Genomic DNA, 24,814 nt, shown 5'->3' on the forward strand with positions numbered 1-24,814 from the left:
AGACGTGCCAATCCGAGTAACTTTCCGCCGAACGTATATGGCATTCAGGTTCGGTCATGCGCAGTATGGAGCGCGTGTCAGGTCGCCATCGTCGAAACTTCAACGTAAGAGGAGCGGGCGTCGTCGGAGCAGCAATGGCGATCGTCGTCGTTCTCGCCGGTTCTTACTACGGCTATCAGCAGCTGTCCGACCACAAATGCACCGGCTCCATCCAACTGAACGTCGCCGCCGCCACCGAGATCGCTCCGGCCGTCAGCTCGGCCGCACAGCGCTGGGTCCAGGACGGCGCGAACGTTAACGGAACGTGTGTGGCGGTCAACGTCCAGGCGATGCTTCCGGCGACGGTCGCGTCCGCCGTGGCCCGCGAGCACAAGGTCACGTTGACCGGCCTTCCCGCCGCGCCCGCCGACGCGGCGGTGCCCGACGTCTGGATCGCCGACTCGTCGACGTGGCTGCTCCGCCTCAAGTCGGAGGCGCCCGGCTTCACCCCGACCGACCTCAAGCCGCTCGCGCAGAGCCCGATCGTCGTCGGCATGCCCGAGCCGGTCGCGCAGACCATCGGCTGGCCGGACAAGAAGCTCGGGTGGAAGGACCTTCTCGGTCTGCTGACCACCAACACCCAGATCCGCACCGGCACCACCGACCCGATCCGCGACGCCACCGGCCTGTCCGGCCTGCTCGCGCTCGGCCAGGCGGCCGGGGCCGGCGACAAGGCCCAGGCGCTCAAGGTCGGTGCCCTGCGGGCGCTCGCCCAGGGTGCCTCCAACCTCAAGCCCGACCTGCTGCAGAAGTTCCCGCAGTCGGCCGATCCCAACGACATCGCGACCAGCCTGAGTGCGGCGCCGCTGTCGGAGGCCGACGTGGTCTCGTACAACGCGCAGAAGCCGCCGGTGCCGCTCGTCGCGCTGTACATGGAGCCCAGCCCGCCGCCGCTGGACTACCCCTACGCGGTCATGCCCGAGATCGAGATCACCAAGTCGAGCGCGGCCGAGGCCCTACGGTCCCAGCTGCAGTCCAGCTCGTTCAAGGACGCGCTGGCCACGGCCGGCCTGCGGGCGGCCGACGGTTCGGTCGGCACGGGCTTCGCCAAGCCGGTCGGCGCTCCGGCGGCCTCGCCGGCGGTCACCGCGGCGGCCAACTCGGCCGGTTCGGCCGCGGCGGGTCTCGACGCCAGTACGCTCAGCCAGGCTCTCGGCAGCTGGGCCGCGATCACGCTGCCGGGCCGGGTGCTCGCCGTCTTCGACGTCTCCGGTTCGATGGCCGAGCCGGTGCCGACCGCGGGCGGCGCGACCCGGGCCAAGGTGACCCAGGGGGCCGCGACACAGGGCCTCGCCCTGTTCGATGACAAGTGGGCGGTCGGCACCTGGCTGTTCTCGACCGACATGGACGGCACCAAGCCGTACAAGGAGATCGTGCCGATCAGCCCGCTGGCCAGCCGGCGCACCGACCTGCAGAACGCGATCGCCAAGATCGTGCCGAAGAAGGACGGCAACACCGGCCTCTACGACACGGTGCTCGCGGCCTACAAGAACGTGGAAGACACCTGGCAGCCGGGCAAGATCAATACGGTGCTCCTGTTCACCGACGGCAAGAACGACAACCCCGAGGGCATCAAGCAGGCCACGCTGATCGCCCAGCTGAAGAAGTTGAACAACCCCAAGCGGCCCGTCCGCCTGGTGATCATCGGCATCGGCAACGAGGTCGACCGCAACGAGCTCCAGACGATCACGAGCGCGACGCCGGCCGGCGGCGTGTTCATCGCGGAAGACCCGGCCAAGATCGGTGAGATCTTCCTCGAGGCGATCGCCAACCGCACCGGCGCCCAGGGCTGATCATCCGGCGCTGATTTCAGAACGGGCATCACCGGGGTCGTCTGCATTTCAGACGGCCCCGGTCCAGTTCAGGTGCATCGCTACGGCGCTGCCCTCGGACTCCCGCGGGACAGAGCGGGGGACGGCGCCGCGTGGGCCGGTTTGTTCCCGGCTTCTTTCCCTGGGAGCTATACGAATTTTGATACGTACGCACCTCGCCCGTAAAACGGCGGAGCGGTAATCCGCAATGTTGTTGTGGGATATCGAGAGCTTTTGGCGCTACAGCTTTGATCGACCGTGGGGCTGACAGTGCCACTCGTTCAGACGATCCCGGTCCAGTCGAGGCAGACGGCGACGGCGTCATCTTCGAGTTCGCCGCTGCCGAGGAAGCTTCGCAGGTCGCCCAGCAGTGACCGGACCGCCTGCAGCGGCGCCATCACCCGCGTCCGCCGCACGAAGCGGGTCAGCGCCGCATTCCCGTAGCGTCCAGCGGCCGCCGCCGCCTCGGCCACCCCGTCGCTGACGATGAACAGCCGGTCGGCCGTGCGGAGCGGAAACTTCTGGGCCACATAGTCGGACCCCTCGAACATGCCGAGCGGAAACTGGGCCTCGAGCGGCAGGTCCTCGACCGAGCCGTCCCGCAGCAGCAGCATCCGGGGCGACCCCGCGTCGATCACCGTCAGGGAACCCGAGGCCAGGTCGAGTTCGAGCAGCAGCGCCGAGACGTGCTGCTCGCCCCGGTGTTCGGCGAACAACGCCTGGTCGGCGAGGGCGACCTGGTCGGCGAGCGGGATCCCGGCCCGGCGGGCGTTGCGCAGCGCCTGTGTGGCCAGCGCCGTCAGCAGGGACGCCGAGACGCCTTCGCCCATGCCGTTGAGCACGGACAGGTACAGCCGGCCGTCGTGTTCGGCCCAGTCGAAGCTGTCACCGTTGACCGAATAGCTCGGCTCGAGTTGCCCGGCCAGGCTGTACGCCGGTCCGCTGCGGCTGCGCCCGGGCAGCAGTTCCCACTGCATCTCAGCCGCCAGTGTGAGCCGCCGGGTGCGGGCGGCGACCCGGTAGCGGTCGGTTCCGGCGGCGGCCGCCTGGAGTTCGTGGGCCACCAGCGTCGCGACTTCGGCCAGTTCTCCCCGTACGTCGATGTCGTCGGGCGCGGGTGAGCAGCACAGCACGCCGATGCGCTCGCCCCGGGAGGTCACTGGAAGAAAGAGGTCGGTTCCCTCGATCACCTCGGACTGATGGTCGAAGCAGTGCCACGGCGGCTCCCCGGCCCCGGTCACCGGCTCGCCTCCGGTCACCGGCAGCAGGGTGGCCAGACGGTAGTCCACCAGCAGCAACTCGGCCCGGGTGAGCGCGTACTCCTTGTGCAGTGCCTCGGCCAGCCGTTCGGGCAGCGTGTCGGCCGCTGAGCCGGTCAGCGTCCGCCGAACCGCCAGAAGCCGCTCGATCACTGGCCAACCTCCTCGAACACGCCCCGCCGTACCGGTAGTGTCTGCTGCACCATGGCCGTTCACCATGGGCCGGATGGGCCGGACCCGATGCATGCCGCGGTGATCGATGACGCCGCGCAAACGCTGCTGGTCGCGTTCGACATCGCTCGCGAGCAGGTCACGCCCCGACTCTCCTGGCCCCAGCTCAACGCATTGCTCGCCGTCGAGCGGGCAGAAGGCATAAATCTCGGTGGACTTGCCGCCGAGCTCAAGATGCTGCTCTCCTCGGCCAGCCGCCTCTGCGACCGCCTGGTCGCCTCCGGCCTGGTCGAACGGGTGCCGGGGCAGGCCGACCGGCGCGAGATCGCTCTCTACCTGACCCCGTCGTCGCGAATCCTGCTGGGCGAGCTCCGCTCGATCCGCCGGGACGCGCTCGGCGGCGTCTTGGAGCGCATGTCGGCCTCCGGCCGGGCCGCCTTGCTGCGGGGCCTGACCGAGTTCGCCGCCGCGGCCGCCGACACGGGCGAGTCCTCGGCCAAATCTGCTTGATGTCAGCTTGCCGGGGCCAGCCAGGCGGCCGGGTTTTCGCGAACCTCGCGCACCACCGTGTCGGCGGCACCCCGCATGGCCGCGTCCGCGCCCAGCACCGCCGGCCGCAGCACGACCGGTGATAGCCCGGCCGTCAGCACCCGGAGCCGCAACTCGGCCTCGATTCCGTCCCGCAGCTGGTCGAAGACCGGCGCGTAGGCCCCGCCGAGCACGATCACCCCGATGTCGAGCAGGTTCACCACCGCCGACAGGGCGATCCCCAGCGCCGACGCCGCCAGCGCCGGATCCGAAGCCACCTGCGACTGCCCCGCGTACTGCTCGAGGCATCCGTTGGCCCCGCACCGGCACGGCCTCCCGTCCGGATAGACCGTGACGTGCCCGATCTCGCCGCTCCACCCGCGCCCGCCGCGGTACAGCGCCCCGTCGAGCACGATCCCGGCCCCGATGCCGACCTCACCCGAGACGTACAGGAACGTCGGCGTGTCCGAACGTGAAAGCAACTCGCCCAGCGCCGCCAGATTCGCCTCGTTGTCGACCGAGATCGGCAGGCCGGTCAGGCCGGGCATGGCCCCGAGCACGGCCGGTGCGTCGAGGTCCTGCCAGCCCAGGTTGGGCGCCACCCGCACGATGCCCGACGGCGTCACCAGGCCGGGCACGGCGAGCGCGGCCCCGGCCAGTGTCAATCCGTCCCGGGACGCGGCCGCCGCGACCTCGCCGGCCAGCAGGCCGAGATCGTGAAGCGCGGCCGCCGGTGATGTCGGACGCACGGCCCGATGCCGCACGGTGCCGGCCAGGTCGACGACGCACGCCGCCAGATAGTCGACGTTGATCTCCAAACCCAACCCCGCCGGGCCATCGGGGGAGAGGGCCAGGCCGGCCGCGGGCCGGCCTGCTCCCGTACGCGGCGGCGGGTCGAGCTCCACCAGCAGCCCCCCGGCGATCAGGTCGTCGACCAGCGCGGAGACTGTGGCCCGGGTGAGCCCGGTGAACGTGGCGATGGCCGCACGTGATGGCTGATCTGCCCGGTTTGCCACAGTCTGCAGCACCAGCGCGAGATTATGAGCGCGCACGCTCGACTGCCGGACGGGGGCACTGGATGCAGTCATCATTCGGCCCGTCACGCCCTTGACAATGCCACACCGTCCTCAAATAATTCAACCAATAAACAAATCCCATCTGTTACGTGGAGGTAACCGTGCCGGTCCAACCCACACGCGATGACAAGTTCTCCTTCGGCATGTGGACCGTCGGATGGCAGGCGCGTGACCCGTTCGGCGACGCGACCCGTCCCGCCCTCGACCCGATCGAAGCGGTGCACAAGCTCTCCGAGATCGGTGCCTACGGCATCACGTTCCACGACGACGACCTGGTCCCGTTCGGCGCCGACGCGCACACCCGCGACGGCATCATCGCCAACTTCAAGAAGGCGCTCGACGAGACCGGCATGATCGTGCCGATGGTGACCACCAACCTGTTCACCCACCCGGTGTTCAAGGACGGCGGCTTCACCAGCAACGACCGCAACGTCCGGCGCTACGCGATCCGCAAGGTCATGCGCCAGATGGACCTCGGCGCCGAACTGGGCGCCAAGACCCTGGTGCTCTGGGGTGGCCGCGAGGGTGCCGAATACGACGTCGCCAAGGACATCCAGGCCGCCCTCGACCGCTACGCCGAGGCCCTCAACCTGCTCGCGCAGTACTCCGAGGACAAGAACTACGGCCTGCGCTTCGCCATCGAGCCCAAGCCCAACGAGCCCCGCGGCGACATCCTGCTGCCGACCGCCGGCCACGCCATCGCGTTCGTCAACGACCTCGAGCGGCCGGAGCTGTTCGGCATCAACCCCGAGGTCGGCCACGAGCAGATGTCCAACCTCAACTTCGCCCAGGGCATCGCCCAGGCGCTGTGGCACGGCAAGCTGTTCCACATCGACCTCAACGGGCAGCACGGCCCCAAGTTCGACCAGGACCTGGTCTTCGGCCACGGCGACCTGCTCAACGCGTTCGCCCTGGTCGACCTGCTCGAGCACGGCAACCCCGAGGGCGGCCAGGCCTACGACGGCCCCCGCCACTTCGACTACAAGCCGTCCCGCACGGAAGACTTCGACGGCGTCTGGGAGTCGGCCAAGGCCAACATCCGGATGTACCTGTTGCTCAAGGAGCGGGCGCAGGCGTTCCGCGCCGACCCGGCGGTGCAGGAGGCGCTGGCCGCCAGCAAGGTCGCCGAGCTGCGCAAGCCGACCCTCAACGAGGGCGAGACCTACCAGGACCTGCTCAACGACCGCAGCGCGTTCGAGGACTTCGACGCCGACGCGGCCGGGCAGCCCGGCTACGGTTTCGTCAAGCTGCACCAGCTCGCCATTGACCACGTCATGAAGGCCAGCTGAGGATCAAGAGATGACGCTCGTAGCCGGGATCGACAGCTCCACCCAGTCCTGCAAGGTGGTCATCCGCGACGCGGAGACCGGCAAGCTGGTCCGCCAGGGCCGGGCGAGCCATCCGGACGGCACCGAGGTGCATCCGGACGCCTGGTGGACGGCCCTGCAGTCGGCGATCGCCGAGGCCGGCGGGCTCGACGACGTCGCCGCCGTCTCGGTCGCCGGGCAGCAGCACGGCATGGTGGTGCTGGACGAGAACGGCGAGGTGGTCCGCCCGGCGCTGCTGTGGAACGACACCCGCAGCGCCGGCGCGGCCGCCGACCTGACCGCCGAGCTGGGCGGTCCGGAGAAGTGGGTCGAGGCGGTCGGCATCGTGCCGGTCGCCAGCTTCACCCTGACCAAGCTGCGCTGGCTCGCCCGCAACGAGCCGGAAAACGCGGCCCGGGTCGCCGCGGTCTGCCTGCCGCACGACTGGCTGACCTGGAAGCTTTCCGGGTCGACCAGCCTCGACGACATCAAGACCGACCGCTCCGACGCCAGCGGCACGATGTACTGGTCGGCGGCGACCAACCAATACCGGCCCGACCTGCTCGAACTCGGGTTCGGCCGGGCGATCGGGACGCCGGAGGTGCTCGGTCCCACGGGCATCGCCGGGCATATCAAGGAGAAAATTCCGCTCGGCCCGGGCGCGGGCGACAACGCGGCGGCCGCGCTCGGCACCGGCGCGCTGCCCGGCGACGTGATCGTCTCGATCGGCACCTCGGGCACCGTCTTCGTCAGCTCCGACGTGGCGCCCAACGACCCGAGCGGCGCGGTGGCCGGGTTCGCCGACACGACCGGCCGGTTCTTGCCGATCGTGGTCACGCTCAACGCGGCCCGGGTGCTCGACGCCGCGGCCAAGCTGCTCAGCGTCGACCACGACGAGTTGTCCCGGCTCGCGCTCTCCGCCCCGGCCGGCGCCGACGGCCTGGTCCTGGTGCCCTATCTTCAGGGCGAGCGCACCCCCAACCGGCCCGACGCGACCGGTGCGATCCACGGTCTCACGCTCAAGACCTCCGACCCGGCGCACCTGGCCCGGGCCGCGGTCGAGGGCATGCTGTGCGCGCTGGCCGACGGCCTCGACGCGCTGGTCGCGCGCGGTGCCCAGGCCAACCGCATCGTGCTGGTCGGCGGCGGCGCCCGCAGCGAGGCGGTCCGGCGGATCGCGCCGGCCCTGTTCGGCAAGCCGGTCCTGGTGCCGCCGCCGGGCGAATACGTCGCCGACGGCGCCGCGCGGCAGGCCGCGTGGGTCACCCTGGGCGGCGACGCCGCGCCGACCTGGTCGGCCGAGGCCCCCGAGACGTACGAGGACAAGCCCGTCCCGCTGATCCGCGAGCAGTACGCCGCCGCCCAGCAGGCCGTTCTCGATCGTCCCCGCTAACCTCTCCTGCGTGAACAGAGGCGGCACCGCCCATCGCGTCTACAGCATCGTGGTCTTCGTGATCCTCGCGTCGCTCGACAACGTCGCGATCGGGCTGGTGCCGCCCCTCTACGGCAGCATCGGCGACACGTTCGGGGTCGGCGAGGGCCACATCGCGCTGGCGACCACGGTGATGTTCCTGATCAGCGCCGTGGCCGCGATCGCCTGGGCGTACGCGGGCGACCGCACCGACCGCAAGCCGGTCCTGATCGCCGGCACCGTGATCTGGGTGGCCGGCACCGCCTGGTCGGGCCTGTCCGGCGGCTACCCGTCGTTCCTGGCCTCGCAGGTGGTGGCCGCGTTCGGGCTCGGCGCGGTCGCGTCGGTCAGCTTCGCCGTGGTCAGCGACCTCATCTCGCCTCGGCGCCGGGGCCTGGTGATGAGCTTCTGGGGCCTCTCGCAGGGCGTCGGCACGCTGGCCGGCACCCTGGTCGGCGGCCTGCTCGGGCACGCCGACTGGCGCGAGCCGTTCCTGGTCACCGCGGTGGCCGGGGTCGTGGCCACGCTGGCCTACGTCTTCACCTACAACGTGCCCCGCGGCGACAGCCAGCCCGAGTTGGCCGGCGTCGACTACGACGAGCGCATCCACCCCAGCGACCTGCCGGTGATCTTCAACCGGCGCACCAACATCTGGCTGATCCTGCAGGGCGGCACCGCGCAGATCGCGTTCGGCTCGCTGGTCTGGCTGCCGGTGCTGTTCCGGTCGCGGGCCGAGCACCAGGGCTACTCGTCCGGCACCGCGGTGATCGTCGGCAGCGTCTTCGCCACGCTCTTCCAGCTCGGCGGGGCACTCAGCATCCTCGGCGGGCTCGCGGGTGACCGGCTGCAACGGCGTACGGCACGAGGCCGCGCCCTGGTCGCGGCCGTCGGTGTCCTCGCCGCCGTGCCCTTCTACGTGATTCTGTTCTTCGTCCCGATGAGGATCGAGGTGCCCGACGGCGGCAGTTCCGGGCAGGTGATCAAGGCCGTTCTGCACGACGTCTTCACCGAGCCGACGGTCGGGTTCTGTCTCGCCACCGCGGTCTTCGCGCTGATGCTGACCTCGGCCAACTCGCCGAACTGGTTCGCGCTGCTGGCCGACGTCAACCCGCCCGAGCACCGCGGCACCGTCTACAGCCTCGGCAACCTGGTCAACGGTTTCGGCCGGGCGGGCGGGAACGCGGTGGTCGCGGTGGTGTTCCGCGGCCTGTCCGGTGCGTTCCCGCCGCCCCTCAACTACGCGGTCGGGCTGGCCGGCTTCCAGTTCTTCTTCGTGCCGACCGGCGTCATGTACTGGCTGGCCAGCAAGACCGTGGCCAAGGACATGGCCGACACCCACACGGCGCTGCTGGCCGCCGCCTCAGACCTGGGCCCAGACGGTGACGTCCGTGGGGACCTGCCCGTCGACGAGCGGCTCGCTGCTGAGCAGGACCCGAGCCCCGGCCGGTAGATCGACCGCCGCGGTCCCGAAGTTGGTCACCACCAGCACGTCGCCGACCCGGAACGCGAGCACGTCCGCCGACGACTCCTGCCAGGCCAGCGTGGAAGTGCCGAGCTGGTGGTCCCGCCGCAGCGAAAGCGCCGCCCGGTAGAGCTCCCACGTCGACCCGGGCACGTCGCGCTGCCGGTCCAGTGCGTACTCGGCCCACGACGCCGGCTGCGGAAGCCAGCTGGAGTCGGACGGCCCGAAGCCGTACGAGGGCGCGTCGGCCTCCCACGGGATCGGCACCCGGCACCCGTCCCGCCCGCGTTCGGTGTGCCCCGAGCGCTCCCAGGTCGGGTCCTCCCGGCTCTCGTCGGGCAACGTGGTGTGCTCCGGCAGCCCCAGCTCCTCGCCCTGGTAGAGGTAGGCCGAGCCGGGCAGCGCCAGCATCTGGAGGCTGGCCGCGCGGGCCCGCCGCAGGCCCAGGCCGACGTCGGGCTGCGGGTCGTCGGCGCCGATTCCGAGCATCCGGCCCTCGACCGGCGGGTAGCCGAAGCGGGTCGCGTGCCGCACCACATCGTGGTTGGACAGCACCCAGGTGGTGGGCGCGCCGACCGCCGAGGTGGCGGCCAGCGAGGAGTCGATCACCGCCCGCCGGGGCGCCGCCTGCCACGACTCGACCAGGAACGGGAAGTTGAACGCCTGGTGCATCTCGTCCGGGCGTACGTACCGCGCCAGCCGCTCCTCCGGGGTCACCCACGCCTCGGCGACCAGGATCCGCGGGCCGGGGTACTCGTCGAGCACCGCCCGCCACTCCCGGTAGATGTCGTGCACGCCCTCCTGGTCCCACATCGGCGGCCGGGGAGCGTCCGGGTCGGGATCCTCCTGCATCTGGGCCGGCCCGGTCCACTCGGCCAGGCTCTCCTCCTTGACCAGGCCGTGCGCCACGTCGACGCGGAAGCCGTCGACGCCGCGGTCGAGCCAGAACCGCAGGATGGAGACGAACTCCGCGCGCACCGCCGGGTTGCCCCAGTCGAGGTCGGGCTGGGACACGTCGAACAGGTGCAGGTACCACTGGCCGTCCGCGACCTGCTCCCACGCGCTGCCGCCGAAGACGCTCTGCCACGTGTTGGCCGGCTCCTCGCGGAAGATGTAGCGGGCCCGCTCCGGACTGCCCGGCCCGGCCGCCAGCGCCGCCCGGAACCACTCGTGCTCGGTCGACGTGTGGTTGGGCACCAGGTCGATGATCACCTTCAGTCCGAGGTCGTGCGCCTCGGCGAGGAGTTTGTCGGCCGCGCCGAGGTCGCCGAAGCGCGGGTCGACCGACCGGTAGTCGGCCACGTCGTAACCGGCGTCGTGCTGCGGCGAGGGATAGAAGGGTGAGAGCCAGACCGCGTCGACGCCGAGGTCGCGCAGCTGGGGGAGACGCGCGGTGATGCCGGGCAGGTCGCCCATCCCGTCGCCGTCGCTGTCCGCGAACGATCGTGGATAGACCTGGTAGATGACGGCATCGCGCCACCAGTGATCAGTGGGAGGCATACCCCGACGTTAGTCGTCCAGGCTCAGTCATCCAGGATCGCCGCGAACCTCTCCTCGGCCAGGTCGAGCTGGTCGAGGATGTGATCTTTGGCCTCGACCGACAGCGGGGTGTCGGGGCGTCCGACCAGCTCACGCAGCTTCGGCACGAGCGGGCGGTATTTCGTGGCGGCCGACGTGGCCTTGTCGAAGGTGGTGTGCACGACACCCACCCCGTTGTCGGTGAAGTCGGACACCTTGATGACCCGGGCCCACGGGTCGCGCTCCAGGCTCTCGGCCACGTGGCTGCGATATTGCTCGTGGCGGTCGCGGTCCGGGTCGTACTCCGGGTTGGTGACCGAGCGGACCAGCTCGGCCACCCGGGGGTTGAAGCGACGGGCCAGCTCGGCCAGCGCCGCCTCGGTCAGCTCGGTGTGGGTGCCGTGGGGCAGCCCGCCCAGTTCGGCCGGGTGGTCCTCGACCGCGTCGTGCAGCAGGGCCGCGGTCAGCACGTCGACGTCGTGCACCCCGTAGTAGCGGATGATGCGGATGGCGACCCGCAGCAGGTGGTTGAGGTAGGGCTCGCGGACCCGGCGGTCGCCGGCGTGCAGCCGGGCCGCCAGGTCGAGCGCCTCGACCAGGGTCGCGCGCTCGGCGGCGGGGAACGGCTCGACCTCCATCAGAAAACGCTCGCGCAGTCCGTCCTCGCCGTAGACCTCGGTGATCGCGTGCAGGGGCATCGACAGAAGCATCCTGGGCGCCATGCCGAACAGATATACCGGACCGTCCGCCCGATTAGGTCGCGATCAGCTACCAACTGGGCCGTTGCCACCTGGGGTGGACCGCAGCGGCACCGGCCGGGGCGAGGGCCGGGCCCCGGTTGCCGGTCGCCGGTTGGCGTTGATCGACGCCTGTTTGAGCGACCAGGCGTTGACCGACTCGGCGTGCACGCCACCGCGGGGGAGTGCCGCGCCGTCGGTGAACTCCTCTTCGGTCATGGCCTGGAGCGCGGCGAGCGCCACCCCGATGACGCAGGCCGCCGTGATCAGCGTGATCGGGATGATCATCGCGAGCGGGGCGAGGCCCTTGACGTCGCCCTCGGTGATCGGGCGCAGCTGCACCGACATCGCGGCCATTCCGGTGTAGTGCATGCCGCACACCGCCACCGCCATGATCCCGGCGGCCGCGGCGGTCGGGCCGTAGCCGCGCACCGAGACGGCGAACCAGAGGGCGACCGTGGACGCCACCACCGCGATCACCGCGGACGCGGCGACCAGCATCACGTTGTAGTGGACGACGCCGGCGACGTGCAGGCCCTCCATGCCGCTGTAGTGCATGGCCAGCACGCCGATCCCGGTCAGCAGCCCGGCCGCCGCGACCTTGGGGAGGCTGCGCCGCCCGTTGCCGACGACCAGCAGGCCGATGCCGACCGTGACCACCGCGAACGCGAAGCTCACGACGGTCATCGGTATCGAGTAGCGGACCGGGCTGTCCGGCACGTCGAAGCCGAGCATGGCCGCGAAGTGCATCAGCCAGATCGCGCCGCCGCCGATCGCGAAGGCCGCGATCGTCAGCCAGCGGTTGCGCCGGCTCCGTGTACGCGCGTCCCGCGCCCGTCTCGTGCACAGCAACCCGAAGAAGGATCCCAGGAACGCCAGCAGGAACGCGGCGACCGGGTTGAATGCTCCGTACGTGAAGTGATGGACATGGGCCACAGACCGCACCTCGCGAAGATCGAAGAATCGTTCGCGAGCGATTTAGTCAGGTTTTTCCGTCCAGACATCGGACGCGAAGTGCGCATGTGGCCAGACACAGGAAACCGGGGCCACCTGATCAGGTGACCCCGGCCGGGGAGACGAGATGCACGGGCCGGTCAGGTGAAGATGCTGACGCCGCCCGGGCCGACGAGGAGACCGACGATGATCAGCACGATGCCCCAGAGGAGCTGCCGACGGAACAGCGCGAAGATTCCGGCGACCACCAGGATGACTGCGAGGATCCAGAGGAGTGTGTCCATGGCATCGCAGGTACCCGAAGGCCCGAAATCGAAAACCTAGGAAACCGCGGCCAGTTCACTGTCGACATCGTCCGAGTCGGAGAGCAGCTGGTAGACGTTGTACGCCTGCTTGATGACCGGGTGGGCGACGTTGCGCACGGGTACCCCGCCCGGGGTACGCCCCCGCTCCGAACCGTGGTGCGCGTGCCCGTGCAGGGCGAGCGCGGTCGGCGCCGAGTCGATCGCCTGGCCGAGCTGATAGCACCCGAGGAACGGGTAGATCTCCAGTGGCTCGCCGACCAGCGTCTCGGGCACCGGGGCGTAGTGGGTGAGCGCGACCAGTGCGTCGCACCGTACCGAACGCAGGGCCTCACCGAGGCCGGCGGCGTATCTCTCGGTGGTGCCGACGAAGTCCTTCATCTCGCGCTCACCGAAGTTGCTCGCGCACGCCCCGGCGAACCCGCCGCCGAAGCCCTTGGTGCCGGCGATGCCGAGCCGGTGCCCGCGCAGCTCGAGCACAGTCGCCGCGCTTTCCAGCACCGTGATCCCGGCGTCCTCGATCGCCTTGGTGACCGCGTCCGGCTGGTCGCTCTGGTGGTCGTGGTTGCCGAGCACGACCACGACCGGCACCCCGAGCCCGCCGAACTCGGTCGCGAAGCACTTCGCCTCCTGGACCGTGCCGTGCCGGGTCAGATCGCCCGCGATCAGCAGCGCGTCGGCCCGGTCGGGCAGCTCCTCCAGGGCGGGCCGGTAGCGGCCCACCACGTCCTTGTCCACGTGGACGTCGCCGACGGCGGCGATCCGGATCATGAAATCTCCTCCACCTCGCTGGGCGCGTGGGCCCGGGTGATGCCGATGTCGCACGCGATCTCGACGTCGGGGAAGTGTTCGGTGATCTGCCGGCAGATCTCGTCGCGCCGGTGAGTGCTCTCCACCTCGCCGCCGAGCACCACCAGGTGATCCCGGCGCTGGACCGTGATGCCCTGTTCGGCGATGCGGTCGTCCTCGGTGAGCAGCCGCTGGATCTCGGCCTCCAGATCGATCTGGTTGGTCATCTCAACCCCCTACCTTGATTTCCTCTCCGTCGGGAAGAGGCACGACATCCAGCCGATCGAGCAGGATCAGGAACGCCTCGGCGTACGGTGACTTGGCCGTTTCCCGGCGCACCCGCGCCCAGTCGATCTGCTCGCGCAGCGAGCGGGCGATCGGCAGCCCGGTCGCGAAGTCGCAGTAGTGCTGGCTGTAGCTGAGCAGCTTGTGCACCATCAGCCGACTCGCCGAGATCACCGGCATATAGATCGCCTCGACCGAGATCCGCGAACTGTCGGCCAGCGTCTCGTCGGTCACCGGCGATTCCACCGGCCGGTAGATCAGGTCGACCATCCGGTCCTCGTCGTAGACCTTGACCAGCCAGTCCTCGGGCGGCTGCTCGACCCGGAAGCCGACCTTGGCCAGCTCGGCGAGCGCCTGCTCCTTGTCCTGTTCGCGGATCAGGAAATCGACGTCGTGGTCACTGGAATGGCCGCCGTGCGCGTACACGGCGAAGCTGCCGCCGAGCGCGAACGGGATGTCGGCCGCCTTCAGCGTCGCGGCGACCCACTTCAGCGTTCCGGCCAGTCCCTCGTCAACCCGGTGCGGCATGAATTTCCCCCTGTGGTGATGCGCGGTCTGTGCCGATGAGGACTACCCACCCGGGGCCAAGGTCAAAATCAACTGCTCCAACCCCATTCTGTACGCCCCGAAGCACCGTCGCCGGAGAACCCAGCGTGACGAGGGCGGGTCCCGCCGGTCACGCGGGCTGCGGCCGCGCGACCGACGTGCCCGGATACCGTTGGTCAGCATGCAGCCCCGCCCGGTACGCACGATCGCCCTGATCGGTCCCGACGGTTCCGGCAAGACCACGCAGGCCCGCCGCCTGGCTGCCGAGCTCGCCGCCGTCGGACTGCCCGCCACCTACTTCCGCCACGCCGGGGGCCGCCGCTGGTTCGGCCGCCTCGCCGCCCGCCTGGGCCGCCCCGACGCCGACGCCCTGCTGGGCCCGCGCCGGATGCTGTTCGTCGAGGCGCTGCTGCGCTGGCTGGCGATCCTGCGCACGCTGCTGCGCCGCGCCCTGACCGGCGAGGTCGCGGTCATGGACCGATACGCCGCCTGCCAGTACGCGAGCCTGCGCGCCCGCTCCGCCACCCCGGCCGCCGAGCGCCGCGCCCGCCGGGCCTACCGCCTGTTCCCGGCCCCCGACGTGACCGTTCTGCTGACCGTCGACCCGCACACCGCCCAGCACCGCATCGACGCCCGGGGCTACGACCACGAGACCCTCGACTACCTGGTCGCCTCGTCCGCCGCCTACCGCTCGCTGCCCGAGTTCGCCGGCTTCCGGGTCGTCGACGGCAACGGCACCCCGGACGAGGTCGCGGCCGCGATCCGGGCCTCGCTGCCGTCGGTCATGCCGGAGACCCCCGGCCGCGCCCGGATCCGCACCACGATCCTGACCGGCGGCCCGATCCTGGCCGGCGCCGCCGCCCTGGGCCACCAGCTGGCCGAGGCCTTCTAGCCCTGGCCCTGGCGGTGGTCGCGGACCGCGATGACGTTGTCGACCAGGCGTTCGACCGCGGCGTCACGGTCGGCGCCCGGCCCGATAGCCGACCGTGACGCCGCGATTTTTTCGGCGCCGCCACCAGGCCGCGCCGATTCAGGCGCGGCCGTAGACCGGGATCTGAGCACCGCTGGTCGGGCCGGAGGCGTCCGAGGCCAGGAACAGGATGACCCGCGCGATCTCGTCGGGGGAGACCCAGCGGCTGTGGTCGGCCTCCGGCTGGTCGCGCCGGTTGGCCGGAGTGTCGATCACGCTCGGCAGCACGGTGTTGCAGCGCACGCCGTGCTTGCGGTATTCGACCGCGACCGCCGCCGCGAACGCCAGCACCGCCGCCTTGGACGTCACATAGCCGGCCGCCCCGGCGAACGGCGCCACCGCGGCCCGCGACGACACGCACACGATCGACCCGCCGCCCGCCTCCACCAGGTGCGGCAGCGCGGCCGAGGTCACCAGATAGGTCGGCCGCAGGTTCCGGGTCAGCATGGCCTCGAACTCCTCGACCGGGGTCTCGCCGACCAGCGCGCCCCCCGCGTACCCTCCGGCGACGTTGACCACGGCCCGCAAGGGCGCGTCACCCTGCCCGGCCGCGACGCCGACCGCGGCATTGACGTCCGCCGCATCACCCAGATCGCCCTCGACGGCGGTCGCGCCCTCGGGAAGGCGGCCCGCCGAGCCCGGCCGCACCGGCGCGACCACGCGCCACCCGTCGGCGAGAAAGGCGGAGACCGTGGCGGCGCCGAGGCCGCCCGTCCCGCCGGTGACCAGTACGGTTCGCGCGTTGCTCATGCCGATCATCCGAGCACGCGGCCCGGCCCATACGCCTGTGGTTTTCGTCACTGGCCCGTCCGGATGGCGGAACGGCTCCGAATCGTTGACGAAAGGGTGGTCACCTGATCGGGAGTCACCCGGACGGGCGAGTGAACTGCGGCGCCGCGTGCCGCATTGTGGCAGGTGGTCCCGTTCGCCTGGGTGGCGGGACGTTTTGCTGGGGCCTTTTGTTCAGGCCGGTCAGCAACCGGTCGATGCAGCACGTGAACCTGGAGAGCCGACTGGCCGTACAGGGTAGTGACGAGCATCCCAAGCCCCCGGTGATGCCCGTCGCTGCGACGGATGAGAGGCCGATGGTGTCATGGAGCGCACGACGGGTATGCGTCTATGCGCGCACAACTGAGCCGAGACGCGTCATACCTGGGAGCCTCCACAGCAAGTCTGCACTCGGCTCTCAGCTATCGCCCAGACATTCGTGACACTTTCGACCCACCAGCCGGAATCAAGTGCACGTCACTAATTGTTCTGTAGATGTCAGCAACCGCAATGCACGAACCGCGGACGTTACGGGGAGGGCTGATGGACGCAGGTATCACCCGTAACGGGATTCGTGAAGGCAATGAGGGGACCGTGGGCAACGTGGAGAAGAACACCGTGATGCGGACCGACCAGGTCGCCGAGGAGCGCGACCTCGTCGGAGTCTACCTGCACGAGATCTCCCGGACGCCACTGTTGGACGCTGCCAGGGAGGTCGAGCTCTCCAAGGCAATCGAGGCGGGCCTCTATGCCGAGTTTCTTCTCGACTCTGGTGAGGTCCGGCGTGGTGTGAGCCGGGAAGAGCTGGAGCGCCTGGTCACCGAGGGCTCCAAGGCCAAGGACCTGTTCATCCGGGCCAACCTGCGGCTGGTCGTCTCCATCGCCCGGCGCTACGTGCGCTCGGGCATGCCGATGCTCGACCTGATCCAGGAGGGCAACACCGGTCTGGTCCGCGCGGTCGAGAAGTTCGACTACGAGCGCGGCTACAAGTTCTCGACGTACGCGACCTGGTGGGTTCGCCAGGCCATCAGCCGCGCGATCGCCCAGCAGGAGCGCACCGTCCGGCTGCCCGTGCACCTGGTCGAGGACGTCAACCGGATGCGCAACGTGACCCGTCAGCTCGTCCGCGAGCTGGGCGGCGACCCGGAGCCGGAGCAGATCGCGACGGCGCTCGGCGTGACCGTCGAGCGGGTCAACGAGCTCACCCGCTGGGCGCAGGACACCGTTTCCCTGGACACGCCGGTCGGCGACGACGGCGACACCAACCTGGGCGACCTGGTGGCCGACAGCGACGCGCCGTCGCCGGAAGAGATCGTGCTGACCGCACTGGAGCGGCAGCGCATCGAGGGCCTGCTCAACCACCTCGACGACCGTTCGGCCGGCATCATGCGGGCCCGCTACGGCCTCGAGGACGGCCGGGAGCACTCGCTGACCGAGGTGGCCTCGCGCTTCTCGCTCAGCCGCGAGCGCATCCGCCAGCTGGAGATCCAGGCGCTGGGCCGGCTGCGTGAGCTCGCCCGGGCCGAGGGCCTGCAGGCCGCTTAAGAAATTCGCTCATCCCCCGACGTAAAAGGCCGGTACCCCGAGGGGTACCGGCCTTCGTGCTGTGCGGATCTGATCAGGTCACGCGACCGTAGCCGTAGATCGGCATGCCACGGTTGATCGAGCGTTCGTCGACCGGTTCACCCTCGCGTGGCGCGTCGATGATCTGGTTGTTGCCGACGTAGATGCCGACGTGCGCGAGGCTGTTGTAGAAGACCAGGTCGCCGGCCTTGAGGTCGCTGCGGCTGATGTGCGCCACCTGACCCCACTGGGCGGCCGCGTTGTGCGGCAGCGAGTGCCCCGCCGCCTTCCACGAGGCCATGGTCAGACCGGAACAGTCGTACGACCCGGGGCCGTCGGCACCGAACACGTACGAGGAACCGATGGCGTTGAACGCGTACCGGACCGCGACGCCGGCGTCACCCGAGATGCTCGGGATCTTGCCGGTGTACGCGTGGCCCGCCTGCGTCGGGCTGCCGTACGCCTGGGTGCGCTTCGCCTTGAGCGACTTGATGTCCTTTTCGATCTTGGCCTTGCGGGCCTTGATCTCGGACAGCTGCGCCGCCTGCTTGGCCTGAGTCGACTTCAACTCGGACTGACGCTGGGCGAAGGTCTGGGTCGTCAGGGTGAAGTTGTCGATGTCGCGCTGGTTGGACTGCTGGATCTGATCGAGGAAGCCCATCTTCGCCATGAGATCGCCGCTGTTGCCGTCGATCAGCGCGCTCATCGGTCCGACGCGGCCCTGCACGTATGCAGTGGTGGCGATCGTGCCGACCTGCGCGCTCGCGGTCTGCAGGGTCGCCTTCGCCGGGGCCAGCGAGGCTTCGAGCTTCTTCAGATCGGACTGCGTCTTCTGGAGGCTGATGTTCATCGCGTTGTACGACTCGACGACAACCTCGAGCTGCTTGGACTGCGCGTCGATCTGCTTGGTCAGATCGCTTGTCGAGGGGCTCGCGTGTGCGGCTTGGGCACCGGTCAGGGTGACCGCGAATGCCGTCACCGCGACCACGAGCGCTCTCAGCCTCGTGCGGGGGTGTGGCACTGGTGTAGTGGCCTTTCTTCCGCTCGGCCGCCTACCGGGTTAGCTGACGGATTCGGGCGGGAAGAAGGCCCTACCGCTGACGCGGATTCACCCCAACGAACACGGTTCCCCGGCTCGCCACGACGCGTTCACTGCAACGCCCGGGGGAGAGCGCCAAACACGCCGTGATGATTCGGCAGCGTTGGCCGGCGCCACCGGAGGGTGTGGCTGCGGACCGAACCAACCGCACCAACCTATCGATGGGAAATTCAAAATCAAGTGCTATCCGAGTGAATTATGTCAATAGACCGGTATGTGTCGATGATCCCGATAACACATTGTCATTCGACATGAGCAACCCGTAGAACTGTAGGCTCAAACCGGACTTTTTGCCAGACCGGCGTCGTCATTCTCAGTACGCGCCCAATCACGCGTCACCTTCCGCTCGGTCCAGAACGAGAGGAACGGAATGGTGCCGGCCGCCATCACCAGAATCATCCGCAGGAACGGCCAGTGAAGCCGGCGCGCGAGATCGAAGGTGAGGGCCAGGTAGACCATGAAAAGGAAGCCGTGGGCCGGGCCGACGATCGCGACGACCGTCTCGTTGCCTCCGGCGTACTTCAAGGGCATGCCGACGAGCACCAGCACGAGCAGGCCGGTGCCGACGATCCAGGCGATGATCCGGTAACGAACGAGGGCTCCGTGCACTTTTCCGGTCCTCACTGTGCTTGCTCGGCCCGTCGCGGGCCGGGATAGTCGCCCGGCCGGGCGCCGGGATGCGCCGCCAGCCAGGCCAGGTAGTCGTTGTAGGCGTCGAGCTCGGGGTCGTCCTCGGCTGCGGCGGCCCGGACCGGGACCCGCACCGGCCGGCCGACCGTAACAGGCGCGCCTGGGAGCTTCTCGGCTGGTGCTTCCGGTTTGACCGGCGTCTCCTCAGGTCGCTTGCGGGCCACCTGAACCTCGCGGAACCAGAGGAAGACCACGAAACCCGCGAACACCGGCCACTCGAACGTGTAGCCCCAGCTCAAGGTGTTGCCACCGGCCGCGCGGTCGAACTGCCACCAGCCCAGCGCGAGGAAACCGGCGACCAGGGCGAGGGCCAGGAGGTGGCGCGCGAGCCACGCGGGGGTCCACAGCCCTTTCATGCCTCTGAGCGTACAAGCGGGGGTTTGCTGATCGTCTGAGCGGGCACCCGCAGGACCATGACTGATCCGACGCAGGCCGATGTCTTCGAGATCGGCATCGATCCGGCCGAGCTCGCCGAGGAGGACCTCTTCCGCGAGCTGTCCAGCCTCTATCGGACCCGGCTGAGCACTTTGCGGCACGGTCCCGACGCCGCGCTGGCCAACCACTTCAAACGCACGGCCGAGCTGGAGACCGAGTACATGGCCCGGCACCCCGGCCGCGAGGTCGACCAGGACCGCCTCACCCAGGATTTCTGACCCCGGGTGAGTGACCGGCGTCACAACCTCTAACGGAATCGTGGGCGAGGGCCGACCGTTGAGAGCAGATGTCGGTGTGTTCAGTGTCCCCGGGCCTCACCATTTTGCCTTCACGGACTACCGTTCGGCTGGAGCCGTGTTGAGCCTTTCGCCGCGAGGCGACATGCACACCGACACCTCGTGAGGCAGGGCCTCCGGAGCAATCCGGGGGCCCTGCTCTGGTTTCCGGGCCCGGTTCGGTTTTCGGGGCCCGGCTCCGTTTCGGGGCCCGGCTCCGTTTCGGGCTCGGTGAGTTTCGGCTGGGGCCCGCGCCGGGTAGTCGATCACCATGACTGACGACCGGACCGACCAGCGCGCCGCCGAGATGCTGCCCGAGGAGCAGGTGGTCGGCAGCGACGACCCGCACGCGCAGGCGGAAGCGATCCTCGCCGACTCCGACCGGCGGGAGGAGCATCCGGAACCCGACGAGGAGCGCTCCTCGGACCAGACCGCCCAGTAGGGGCACGCGGCTTCCGTGCCGGTCGATCCGCATGGCAGGATCCAGCCCGTGCCTGCCCAGAATCGCCGCATTTCGGCACCCAAGCGCGGCCTCGCCCGGCGCCTGCTCCGTCGCGCGCCCGCACCCGGTCACGGGCGAGGGCGTTCCGACGAGCTGAGCGGCCCGCACACGGTCGAGATCGCGGGACTGCTGCACGAACTCACGGCGCGCCTGCTCGGCTCGGACAGCTTCGCTCAGGCGGTCGAGCGGCTCGCGGCCTTCGGCGTGGGCGCGGTGCCGGGCGCGGTCCGATGCTCGGTCACGCTGATCGGCGAGGGTGGCCCGGCCACGATCACCGGGCACGGCCCGGCGGGGCGACAGGTCGACGAGATCGCGTACGCGGTGGGCAGCGGCCCCGGGTTCGACGCCGCCCGCACCCGGGCCCTCGTCACGTCGCCCGACCTGACCGGCGACGAGCGCTGGCCCGACCTCGTGCCGGCCGCCGTGCAGAGCGGCGTGCGCTCGGTGGTGGCGGTCCCGATCGACGTGCAGCGGGTCTCGGTCGGCGCGCTGAGCCTCTACGCCGAGGCGCCGGACGCCATCTCGCCGTCGATGCTGCTGACCGCGATGGCGATGGCCACCCAGGCCGAGGTGCTGCTGGGCGAGATCCGCCGCCGGGACGCGCTGGTCGAGGGCGCCGCCGTCGATCGCGCGGCCGGCGTGATCATCGCCCAGCGCAACTGCGGGGTCCAGGAGGCGTACGCGTTTCTGCAGGACACCGCCCAGCGGCTGGGCCTCGACCGCCGCACGGTCGCCGACCGGCTGATCGCCGCGGTCGCGCGCAAGCCGTGAGGGGCACGTGCGCCCGGCGGACGCGCGTACCCCTCACGGGTTTTGACTTTTGATTTTCAGCCGTTGTCCTTGCCGGCCGGAACCGGATCGCCCGGGGCGTCCTCGTCGAGGTCGCCGGCCGGGAGCGGGCCGGCGCCGACCTCACCCGGCACGCCCATGCTGTTTTCGGCGGCCAGCACGTCGTCGGCCCGCTGCTGCTGGGCCGAGCGCTGCGAGAGCGGGATCTCGGGCAGGAAGAGCACGACGATCAGGCCGACGACCATGACGGCGGCGGCCAGGATGAAGACCACCTGGATGCCGTCGGAGAAGCCGACCTTGAACGGGTGGGCGACCACCGCGGAGAGCTTGCCGAGGAACGAGGTGTCGTTCAGCCCGCCGCTGCTCTGCCCCTGCGCGAGGATCTGCTGCTGGTCCGGGGTGAACGCCTTGACGAAGGCCGGGTCGCTCCCCGCCTTCGTGTAGGCCGAGAGGACCTTGCCGCCGACGACGTTGAACAGCACGGACAGGAAGATCGCCGTGCCGAGCGTGCCGCCCATCGAGCGGAAGAACGTCACCGAGCTGGTGGCCACGCCGATCTCCCGCGGGGAGACCGCGTTCTGCACCGCCGTGATCATCGGCTGCATGTTGCCGCCCAGGCCGAGACCCATCACGACCATGATCAGCATGGTCTTCCAGAGCGGGGTGTCGGCGCCGATCGTCGCGAACAGCACGAGCGCCGCGACCATGAGCACGCTGCCGATGATCGGGAAGATCCGGTAGCGGCCGGTGCGGGCGATCAGCTGGCCGGCGGTGATCGAGCCGGCCATGATGCCGATCACGAACGGGATCATCTGCAGGCCGGCCTGGGTGGCCGACGAGCCCTTGACGATCTGCAGGTACAGCGGGACGGTCAACAGGCCGCCGAACATGGCCATACCGATGATCGTGCTGGAGATCGAGCCGACCGCGACGGTCTTGTTCTTGAAGAGCCGCAGCGGCAGCAGCGCCTCGTCGCCGTACGCCCGCTCGGCGAGGACGAACGCGACGATGCCGAGCGCGCCGATGATGTAGCAGGCGAACGCGCGAGGCGAGTCCCAGCCCCATTCGCGGCCCTGCTCGGCGACGGTCAGCAGCGGCACCAGGCCGACGATCAGGGCGAGCGCGCCCGGCCAGTCGATGCGGTGGTCGGTGCGGGTGTGCGGGAGGTGCAGCACCTTGGCCACGACCGCCAGGGCGGCGACGCCGATCGGCACGTTCAGGTAGAAGATCCAGCGCCAGCCGGTGATGCCGATGATCGAGTCCTGGCCGGCGAAGAAGCCGCCGAGCAGCGGGCCGATGACGCTCGCGGTGCCGAACACGGCGAGGAAGAGGCCCTGGTATTTGGCCCGCTCACGAGGCGGGACGATGTCGCCGATGATGGCCAGCGCCATCGACATCAGTCCGCCGGCGCCGATGCCCTGGATCGCGCGGAAGGCGGCCAGCTCGTACATGTTCTGCGAGAGACCGCAGAGCATCGAGCCGACCACGAAGATGGTGATCGCGAAGAGGAAGAAGCCGCGGCGGCCGTAGATGTCGGAAAGCTTGCCGTAGAGCGGCGTGGAGATCGTCGAGGTGATGAGGAAGGCGGTCGTCGCCCACGCCTGCAGGTTGAAGCCGTGCAGGTCGTCGGCGATCGTCCGGGTCGCCGTCGCCATGATCGTCTGGTCGAGGGCGGCGAGGAACATGCCCATCATCAGGCCGGCGAGGATGGTGAGGATCTGGCGGTGGGTGAACTCCGCGGAAGGCCGGCCGGCGGCGGGCGGTCCGGCCGTGGCCGGTGCGGTGGTCTTGGGGTTACTCACGCGATCTCCCGTGCTGGTGGTGTTGCGGCCGGTTCATGGCGTATCAGCGCCTCGACCGAGCTGTTGAATTGTTCGAAGAGGTCGGCGAACGCGGCGATCCGCTCGTCCGGCCAGTGGCTGAGGGCCTCGTTGAGCATGCCGAGGCGCAGGTGCTGGAGCTTCTCGCAGGCGGCGAGGCCGGTTTCGGTCACCGCCAGCCGGGACGCCCGTCCGTCGACGGGGTCGGCCTCCCGGCGGGCCAGGCCCGCCTTGACCAGCTGGGCGACCTGCCGGCTGATCGTGGAGGGGTCGGCCTGCTTGAGATCGGCCAGGTCGGTGACCCGCATGGGCCCCATCACGTGCAGCGGGAACAGCAACATCAGCGCGGAGAACTCCGCACCGAGGTCTCCGGTGTTGAGCATGCTCTTGGCACGCTGGCTCAGCCGGATGAATCGAATGACTTCGTCGGCCAGGCGCTCGGTGCCGTAGGTGACGTCCGGTTCGCGCACTTTGAATGCCGTTCTTGCCTGCCGCGGTCGGCGGCGGATTGTTGGTTGTAGCGTACAAGTATTTGCTTGATGAAACCAATTCGCGACCGCTGTCCGCAGCGTGACGCTCATCGCATCCGCCACACGCCGGTCGCCAGCGACCCGGTCTCCTCCAGCGCCGCGGGCACCGGCACGACGTACGCCGTGAGCTGCTGGAAGAGGCGTTCCGGGAAGTACCCCCGGCCGGGGTCCCCAACCAGCACATCGGCAGAATCCCGCCGGGCTTTACGCAGGCGCTCGGTCATCCGAGGGGCGACGGCGGGGCTGTAGAAGACGTCGCCGGCCAGAACCACATCGGCCGCCGGCTCACCCGCGACGATCTCGACGCCGTTCGCCGCGGCGTTGCGCATCGCGGCGGCGACCGCGGCCGGATCGATGTCGCTGACACTGACCTCGGCGGCGCCGGCCTTGGCGGCCGCGATCGCCACGACACCGGAACCGGTCGCCAGGTCGTGAACCCGCTTCCCGGCCACCACCTCGGGATGATCGAGCACGTAACGGGCGAGGGCCTGTCCGCCCGCCCAGACGAACGCCCAGAACGGCGGCGGCTCGTCACTGCGGAACTCGCCGCCGGCCAGATCGAACAGGCCGACCGGCTCGCCGATCAGATGCAGCGAGATCTCGGGCGCCAGCGGGACCGGCAGCAGGATCAGGGTCGGCTCGGGCATCGGGCGATTCTCCGCCCGGCCCCCGGTGATCGCGCCCTATTTAAGCTGCGTCACATCGCTGGCCAGCACCAGCTTCGCCCGGTATTCGGCCCGGGCCTCGGCGGCCCACGGCTCGTCGACGTCCTCCAGCAGCGGGCGGGTGGCCAGGAACGCGGCCGCGGTCAGCGGCTTGATCGCGCGGTTGGCCGGGCGGCCGGCAGCGGCCGCGACCAACTCGTCGAACCGGGCCGCGTCGACCCGCACCCGATCCTGATCGAGAGCCACGTGGTTGCGGTGAGTGACGACAACGGATTCGCGCGCGGTCACGCCGGGCTCGAGGTGCTGCCGCAAGACGGCCAAATCGGACTCAATGGCCTTCTTGTTCGTACGGAACAACTCGGCCAGCTCCGAGATGGACGCCTCGCCGCGCAACGCGAGCAGGGCGAACAGGTGGCGCGGTCGATCGCCGCCGAAGTCGTCGCCCGCGAGGCACTCGCCGCGGGTCCGGACCTCGAGCCGACCGAAGAGCTGGATGTCGAACATGAAACGGAA

General features: G+C 69.8%; 27 protein-coding genes and 1 riboswitch. Of the genes, 10 read left to right on the forward strand and 17 right to left on the reverse strand.

The annotated features are described in order from the left end of the window. Positions 1-134 precede the first annotated feature (134 nt). On the forward strand, positions 135-1,832 hold the full coding sequence (locus AB0M88_RS30915) for a VWA domain-containing protein (protein ID WP_364108468.1): 1,698 nt from the start codon (positions 135-137) through the stop codon (positions 1,830-1,832). A 299-nt stretch (positions 1,833-2,131) separates the two neighbouring features. Here the strand turns inward: AB0M88_RS30915 and AB0M88_RS30920 are convergent, their stop codons facing one another. Further along, positions 2,132-3,262: a PP2C family protein-serine/threonine phosphatase gene (locus AB0M88_RS30920; RefSeq protein WP_364108470.1), complete on the reverse strand. Its 1,131-nt coding sequence runs from the start codon at positions 3,260-3,262 to the stop codon at positions 2,132-2,134. Between the two features lie 99 nt (positions 3,263-3,361). Here AB0M88_RS30920 and AB0M88_RS30925 point away from each other — a divergent pair, with 99 nt between their 5' ends. Continuing rightward, a complete protein-coding gene (locus AB0M88_RS30925; protein ID WP_364108473.1) occupies positions 3,362-3,790 on the forward strand; it encodes a MarR family transcriptional regulator in 429 nt (142 codons plus the stop codon). 2 nt (positions 3,791-3,792) lie between these two features. Here the strand turns inward: AB0M88_RS30925 and AB0M88_RS30930 are convergent, their stop codons facing one another. After that, entirely contained in the window at positions 3,793-4,896 is a 1,104-nt protein-coding gene (locus AB0M88_RS30930; RefSeq protein WP_364108554.1) for an ROK family protein, read from the reverse strand. 89 nt (positions 4,897-4,985) lie between these two features. Here AB0M88_RS30930 and xylA point away from each other — a divergent pair, with 89 nt between their 5' ends. From xylA to AB0M88_RS30945, 3 genes are read left to right on the forward strand one after another with little or no spacing between them, the layout of a single operon-like run. After that, entirely contained in the window at positions 4,986-6,173 is a 1,188-nt protein-coding gene (gene xylA / locus AB0M88_RS30935) for a xylose isomerase (RefSeq protein WP_364108475.1), read from the forward strand. A 10-nt stretch (positions 6,174-6,183) separates the two neighbouring features. Next, positions 6,184-7,584: a xylulokinase gene (xylB, locus tag AB0M88_RS30940; protein WP_364108477.1), complete on the forward strand. Its 1,401-nt coding sequence runs from the start codon at positions 6,184-6,186 to the stop codon at positions 7,582-7,584. A 10-nt stretch (positions 7,585-7,594) separates the two neighbouring features. Next, positions 7,595-9,052: an MFS transporter gene (locus AB0M88_RS30945; RefSeq protein ID WP_364108480.1), complete on the forward strand. Its 1,458-nt coding sequence runs from the start codon at positions 7,595-7,597 to the stop codon at positions 9,050-9,052. Here AB0M88_RS30945 and AB0M88_RS30950 read toward each other — a convergent pair. From AB0M88_RS30950 to AB0M88_RS30980, 7 genes are all read right to left on the reverse strand, one after another. After that, positions 8,963-10,564 (reverse strand): alpha-amylase family glycosyl hydrolase, encoded by a 1,602-nt coding sequence (locus AB0M88_RS30950; RefSeq protein ID WP_364108482.1) that lies wholly within the window; start codon positions 10,562-10,564, stop codon positions 8,963-8,965. The two genes, AB0M88_RS30945 and AB0M88_RS30950, sit on opposite strands and share 90 nt — an antisense overlap. 23 nt (positions 10,565-10,587) lie before the next feature. Continuing rightward, complete coding sequence (locus AB0M88_RS30955) at positions 10,588-11,280, reverse strand: HD domain-containing protein (RefSeq protein WP_364108484.1); 693 nt, start codon at positions 11,278-11,280, stop codon at positions 10,588-10,590. A 66-nt stretch (positions 11,281-11,346) separates the two neighbouring features. Further along, positions 11,347-12,255, reverse strand: coding sequence for an MHYT domain-containing protein (locus tag AB0M88_RS30960; RefSeq protein WP_364108486.1), 909 nt, complete (start codon positions 12,253-12,255; stop codon positions 11,347-11,349). Between the two features lie 158 nt (positions 12,256-12,413). Continuing rightward, positions 12,414-12,557: a GPGG-motif small membrane protein gene (locus AB0M88_RS30965; RefSeq protein WP_364108488.1), complete on the reverse strand. Its 144-nt coding sequence runs from the start codon at positions 12,555-12,557 to the stop codon at positions 12,414-12,416. A gap of 36 nt (positions 12,558-12,593) precedes the next feature. Next, entirely contained in the window at positions 12,594-13,346 is a 753-nt protein-coding gene (locus AB0M88_RS30970; protein ID WP_364108490.1) for a metallophosphoesterase, read from the reverse strand. After that, entirely contained in the window at positions 13,343-13,591 is a 249-nt protein-coding gene (locus tag AB0M88_RS30975; protein ID WP_364108493.1) for a hypothetical protein, read from the reverse strand. The genes AB0M88_RS30970 and AB0M88_RS30975 overlap by 4 nt, the downstream gene beginning before the upstream one ends. A gap of 1 nt (position 13,592) precedes the next feature. Then, on the reverse strand, positions 13,593-14,177 hold the full coding sequence (locus tag AB0M88_RS30980; RefSeq protein WP_364108495.1) for a nucleotidyltransferase: 585 nt from the start codon (positions 14,175-14,177) through the stop codon (positions 13,593-13,595). 199 nt (positions 14,178-14,376) lie between these two features. Here AB0M88_RS30980 and AB0M88_RS30985 point away from each other — a divergent pair, with 199 nt between their 5' ends. Beyond that, positions 14,377-15,087, forward strand: a complete 711-nt coding sequence (locus tag AB0M88_RS30985) for an AAA family ATPase (protein ID WP_364108497.1) — start codon at positions 14,377-14,379, stop codon at positions 15,085-15,087. 138 nt (positions 15,088-15,225) lie between these two features. On the opposite strand, the gene AB0M88_RS30990 is transcribed toward AB0M88_RS30985, so the two are convergent. Then, complete coding sequence (locus AB0M88_RS30990) at positions 15,226-15,915, reverse strand: SDR family NAD(P)-dependent oxidoreductase (protein WP_364108499.1); 690 nt, start codon at positions 15,913-15,915, stop codon at positions 15,226-15,228. A gap of 561 nt (positions 15,916-16,476) precedes the next feature. Here AB0M88_RS30990 and AB0M88_RS30995 point away from each other — a divergent pair. Beyond that, positions 16,477-17,478 (forward strand): sigma-70 family RNA polymerase sigma factor, encoded by a 1,002-nt coding sequence (locus tag AB0M88_RS30995; RefSeq protein ID WP_364108501.1) that lies wholly within the window; start codon positions 16,477-16,479, stop codon positions 17,476-17,478. A gap of 73 nt (positions 17,479-17,551) precedes the next feature. Here the strand turns inward: AB0M88_RS30995 and AB0M88_RS31000 are convergent, their stop codons facing one another. The 3 genes from AB0M88_RS31000 to AB0M88_RS31010 form a co-directional block, all read right to left on the reverse strand. Continuing rightward, the gene (locus AB0M88_RS31000) at positions 17,552-18,475 is read right to left on the reverse strand and encodes an NlpC/P60 family protein (protein ID WP_364108503.1); all 924 of its coding nucleotides are present in this window, start codon (positions 18,473-18,475) and stop codon (positions 17,552-17,554) included. A gap of 57 nt (positions 18,476-18,532) precedes the next feature. Further along, a riboswitch (cyclic di-AMP (ydaO/yuaA leader) is annotated at positions 18,533-18,652 on the reverse strand. Positions 18,653-18,871: 219 nt separating this feature from the next. After that, positions 18,872-19,204 (reverse strand): DUF3817 domain-containing protein, encoded by a 333-nt coding sequence (locus tag AB0M88_RS31005; protein ID WP_364108506.1) that lies wholly within the window; start codon positions 19,202-19,204, stop codon positions 18,872-18,874. Between the two features lie 11 nt (positions 19,205-19,215). Next, positions 19,216-19,641 (reverse strand): hypothetical protein, encoded by a 426-nt coding sequence (locus AB0M88_RS31010; protein ID WP_364108508.1) that lies wholly within the window; start codon positions 19,639-19,641, stop codon positions 19,216-19,218. 57 nt (positions 19,642-19,698) lie between these two features. Between AB0M88_RS31010 and AB0M88_RS31015 the strand changes: the two genes are divergently transcribed. The 3 genes from AB0M88_RS31015 (at position 19,699) to AB0M88_RS31025 (ending at position 21,268) form a co-directional block, all read left to right on the forward strand. Continuing rightward, positions 19,699-19,938 carry a DUF6158 family protein gene (locus tag AB0M88_RS31015; protein ID WP_364108510.1) on the forward strand — a complete coding sequence of 80 codons (240 nt, stop codon included), beginning with the start codon at positions 19,699-19,701 and terminating at the stop codon, positions 19,936-19,938. A gap of 328 nt (positions 19,939-20,266) precedes the next feature. Further along, a complete protein-coding gene (locus tag AB0M88_RS31020) occupies positions 20,267-20,437 on the forward strand; it encodes a hypothetical protein (RefSeq protein WP_364108512.1) in 171 nt (56 codons plus the stop codon). A gap of 48 nt (positions 20,438-20,485) precedes the next feature. Further along, the gene (locus AB0M88_RS31025) at positions 20,486-21,268 is read left to right on the forward strand and encodes a GAF and ANTAR domain-containing protein (RefSeq protein WP_364108514.1); all 783 of its coding nucleotides are present in this window, start codon (positions 20,486-20,488) and stop codon (positions 21,266-21,268) included. A 56-nt stretch (positions 21,269-21,324) separates the two neighbouring features. Here AB0M88_RS31025 and AB0M88_RS31030 read toward each other — a convergent pair whose 3' ends face one another. The 4 genes from AB0M88_RS31030 to AB0M88_RS31045 are packed head-to-tail and all read right to left on the reverse strand — an operon-like array spanning position 21,325 to position 24,805. Continuing rightward, entirely contained in the window at positions 21,325-23,088 is a 1,764-nt protein-coding gene (locus tag AB0M88_RS31030; RefSeq protein ID WP_364108516.1) for an MDR family MFS transporter, read from the reverse strand. Next, the gene (locus AB0M88_RS31035; protein ID WP_364108518.1) at positions 23,085-23,687 is read right to left on the reverse strand and encodes a MarR family winged helix-turn-helix transcriptional regulator; all 603 of its coding nucleotides are present in this window, start codon (positions 23,685-23,687) and stop codon (positions 23,085-23,087) included. The genes AB0M88_RS31030 and AB0M88_RS31035 overlap by 4 nt, the downstream gene beginning before the upstream one ends. After that, entirely contained in the window at positions 23,684-24,283 is a 600-nt protein-coding gene (locus AB0M88_RS31040) for a 50S ribosomal protein L11 methyltransferase (RefSeq protein ID WP_364108520.1), read from the reverse strand. The genes AB0M88_RS31035 and AB0M88_RS31040 overlap by 4 nt, the downstream gene beginning before the upstream one ends. A 36-nt stretch (positions 24,284-24,319) precedes the next feature. After that, positions 24,320-24,805: a hypothetical protein gene (locus tag AB0M88_RS31045; RefSeq protein WP_364108523.1), complete on the reverse strand. Its 486-nt coding sequence runs from the start codon at positions 24,803-24,805 to the stop codon at positions 24,320-24,322. Between the last annotated feature and the right edge of the window lie 9 nt (positions 24,806-24,814).

Source organism: Actinoplanes sp. NPDC051411 (assembly GCF_040682075.1).
In the GTDB taxonomy this organism is placed as follows: Bacteria; Actinomycetota; Actinomycetes; order Mycobacteriales; family Micromonosporaceae; genus Actinoplanes.

Coding starts and splice junctions, on each gene's coding strand:
- AB0M88_RS30915 (WP_364108468.1), top strand. CDS start 135: ATGGCGATCGTCGTCGTTCTCGCCGGTTCTTACTACGGCTATCAGCAG.
- AB0M88_RS30990 (WP_364108499.1), bottom strand. CDS start 15,915: ATGAGCAACGCGCGAACCGTACTGGTCACCGGCGGGACGGGCGGCCTC.
- AB0M88_RS30965 (WP_364108488.1), bottom strand. CDS start 12,557: ATGGACACACTCCTCTGGATCCTCGCAGTCATCCTGGTGGTCGCCGGA.
- xylB (WP_364108477.1), top strand. CDS start 6,184: ATGACGCTCGTAGCCGGGATCGACAGCTCCACCCAGTCCTGCAAGGTG.
- AB0M88_RS30970 (WP_364108490.1), bottom strand. CDS start 13,346: ATGATCCGGATCGCCGCCGTCGGCGACGTCCACGTGGACAAGGACGTG.
- AB0M88_RS30950 (WP_364108482.1), bottom strand. CDS start 10,564: ATGCCTCCCACTGATCACTGGTGGCGCGATGCCGTCATCTACCAGGTC.
- AB0M88_RS30930 (WP_364108554.1), bottom strand. CDS start 4,896: ATGACTGCATCCAGTGCCCCCGTCCGGCAGTCGAGCGTGCGCGCTCAT.
- AB0M88_RS30985 (WP_364108497.1), top strand. CDS start 14,377: ATGCAGCCCCGCCCGGTACGCACGATCGCCCTGATCGGTCCCGACGGT.
- AB0M88_RS30995 (WP_364108501.1), top strand. CDS start 16,477: ATGGACGCAGGTATCACCCGTAACGGGATTCGTGAAGGCAATGAGGGG.
- AB0M88_RS31010 (WP_364108508.1), bottom strand. CDS start 19,641: ATGAAAGGGCTGTGGACCCCCGCGTGGCTCGCGCGCCACCTCCTGGCC.
- AB0M88_RS30955 (WP_364108484.1), bottom strand. CDS start 11,280: ATGCCCCTGCACGCGATCACCGAGGTCTACGGCGAGGACGGACTGCGC.
- AB0M88_RS31015 (WP_364108510.1), top strand. CDS start 19,699: ATGACTGATCCGACGCAGGCCGATGTCTTCGAGATCGGCATCGATCCG.
- AB0M88_RS31045 (WP_364108523.1), bottom strand. CDS start 24,805: ATGTTCGACATCCAGCTCTTCGGTCGGCTCGAGGTCCGGACCCGCGGC.
- AB0M88_RS30975 (WP_364108493.1), bottom strand. CDS start 13,591: ATGACCAACCAGATCGATCTGGAGGCCGAGATCCAGCGGCTGCTCACC.
- AB0M88_RS31035 (WP_364108518.1), bottom strand. CDS start 23,687: ATGAGCGTCACGCTGCGGACAGCGGTCGCGAATTGGTTTCATCAAGCA.
- AB0M88_RS31020 (WP_364108512.1), top strand. CDS start 20,267: ATGACTGACGACCGGACCGACCAGCGCGCCGCCGAGATGCTGCCCGAG.
- AB0M88_RS30980 (WP_364108495.1), bottom strand. CDS start 14,177: ATGCCGCACCGGGTTGACGAGGGACTGGCCGGAACGCTGAAGTGGGTC.
- AB0M88_RS31040 (WP_364108520.1), bottom strand. CDS start 24,283: ATGCCCGAGCCGACCCTGATCCTGCTGCCGGTCCCGCTGGCGCCCGAG.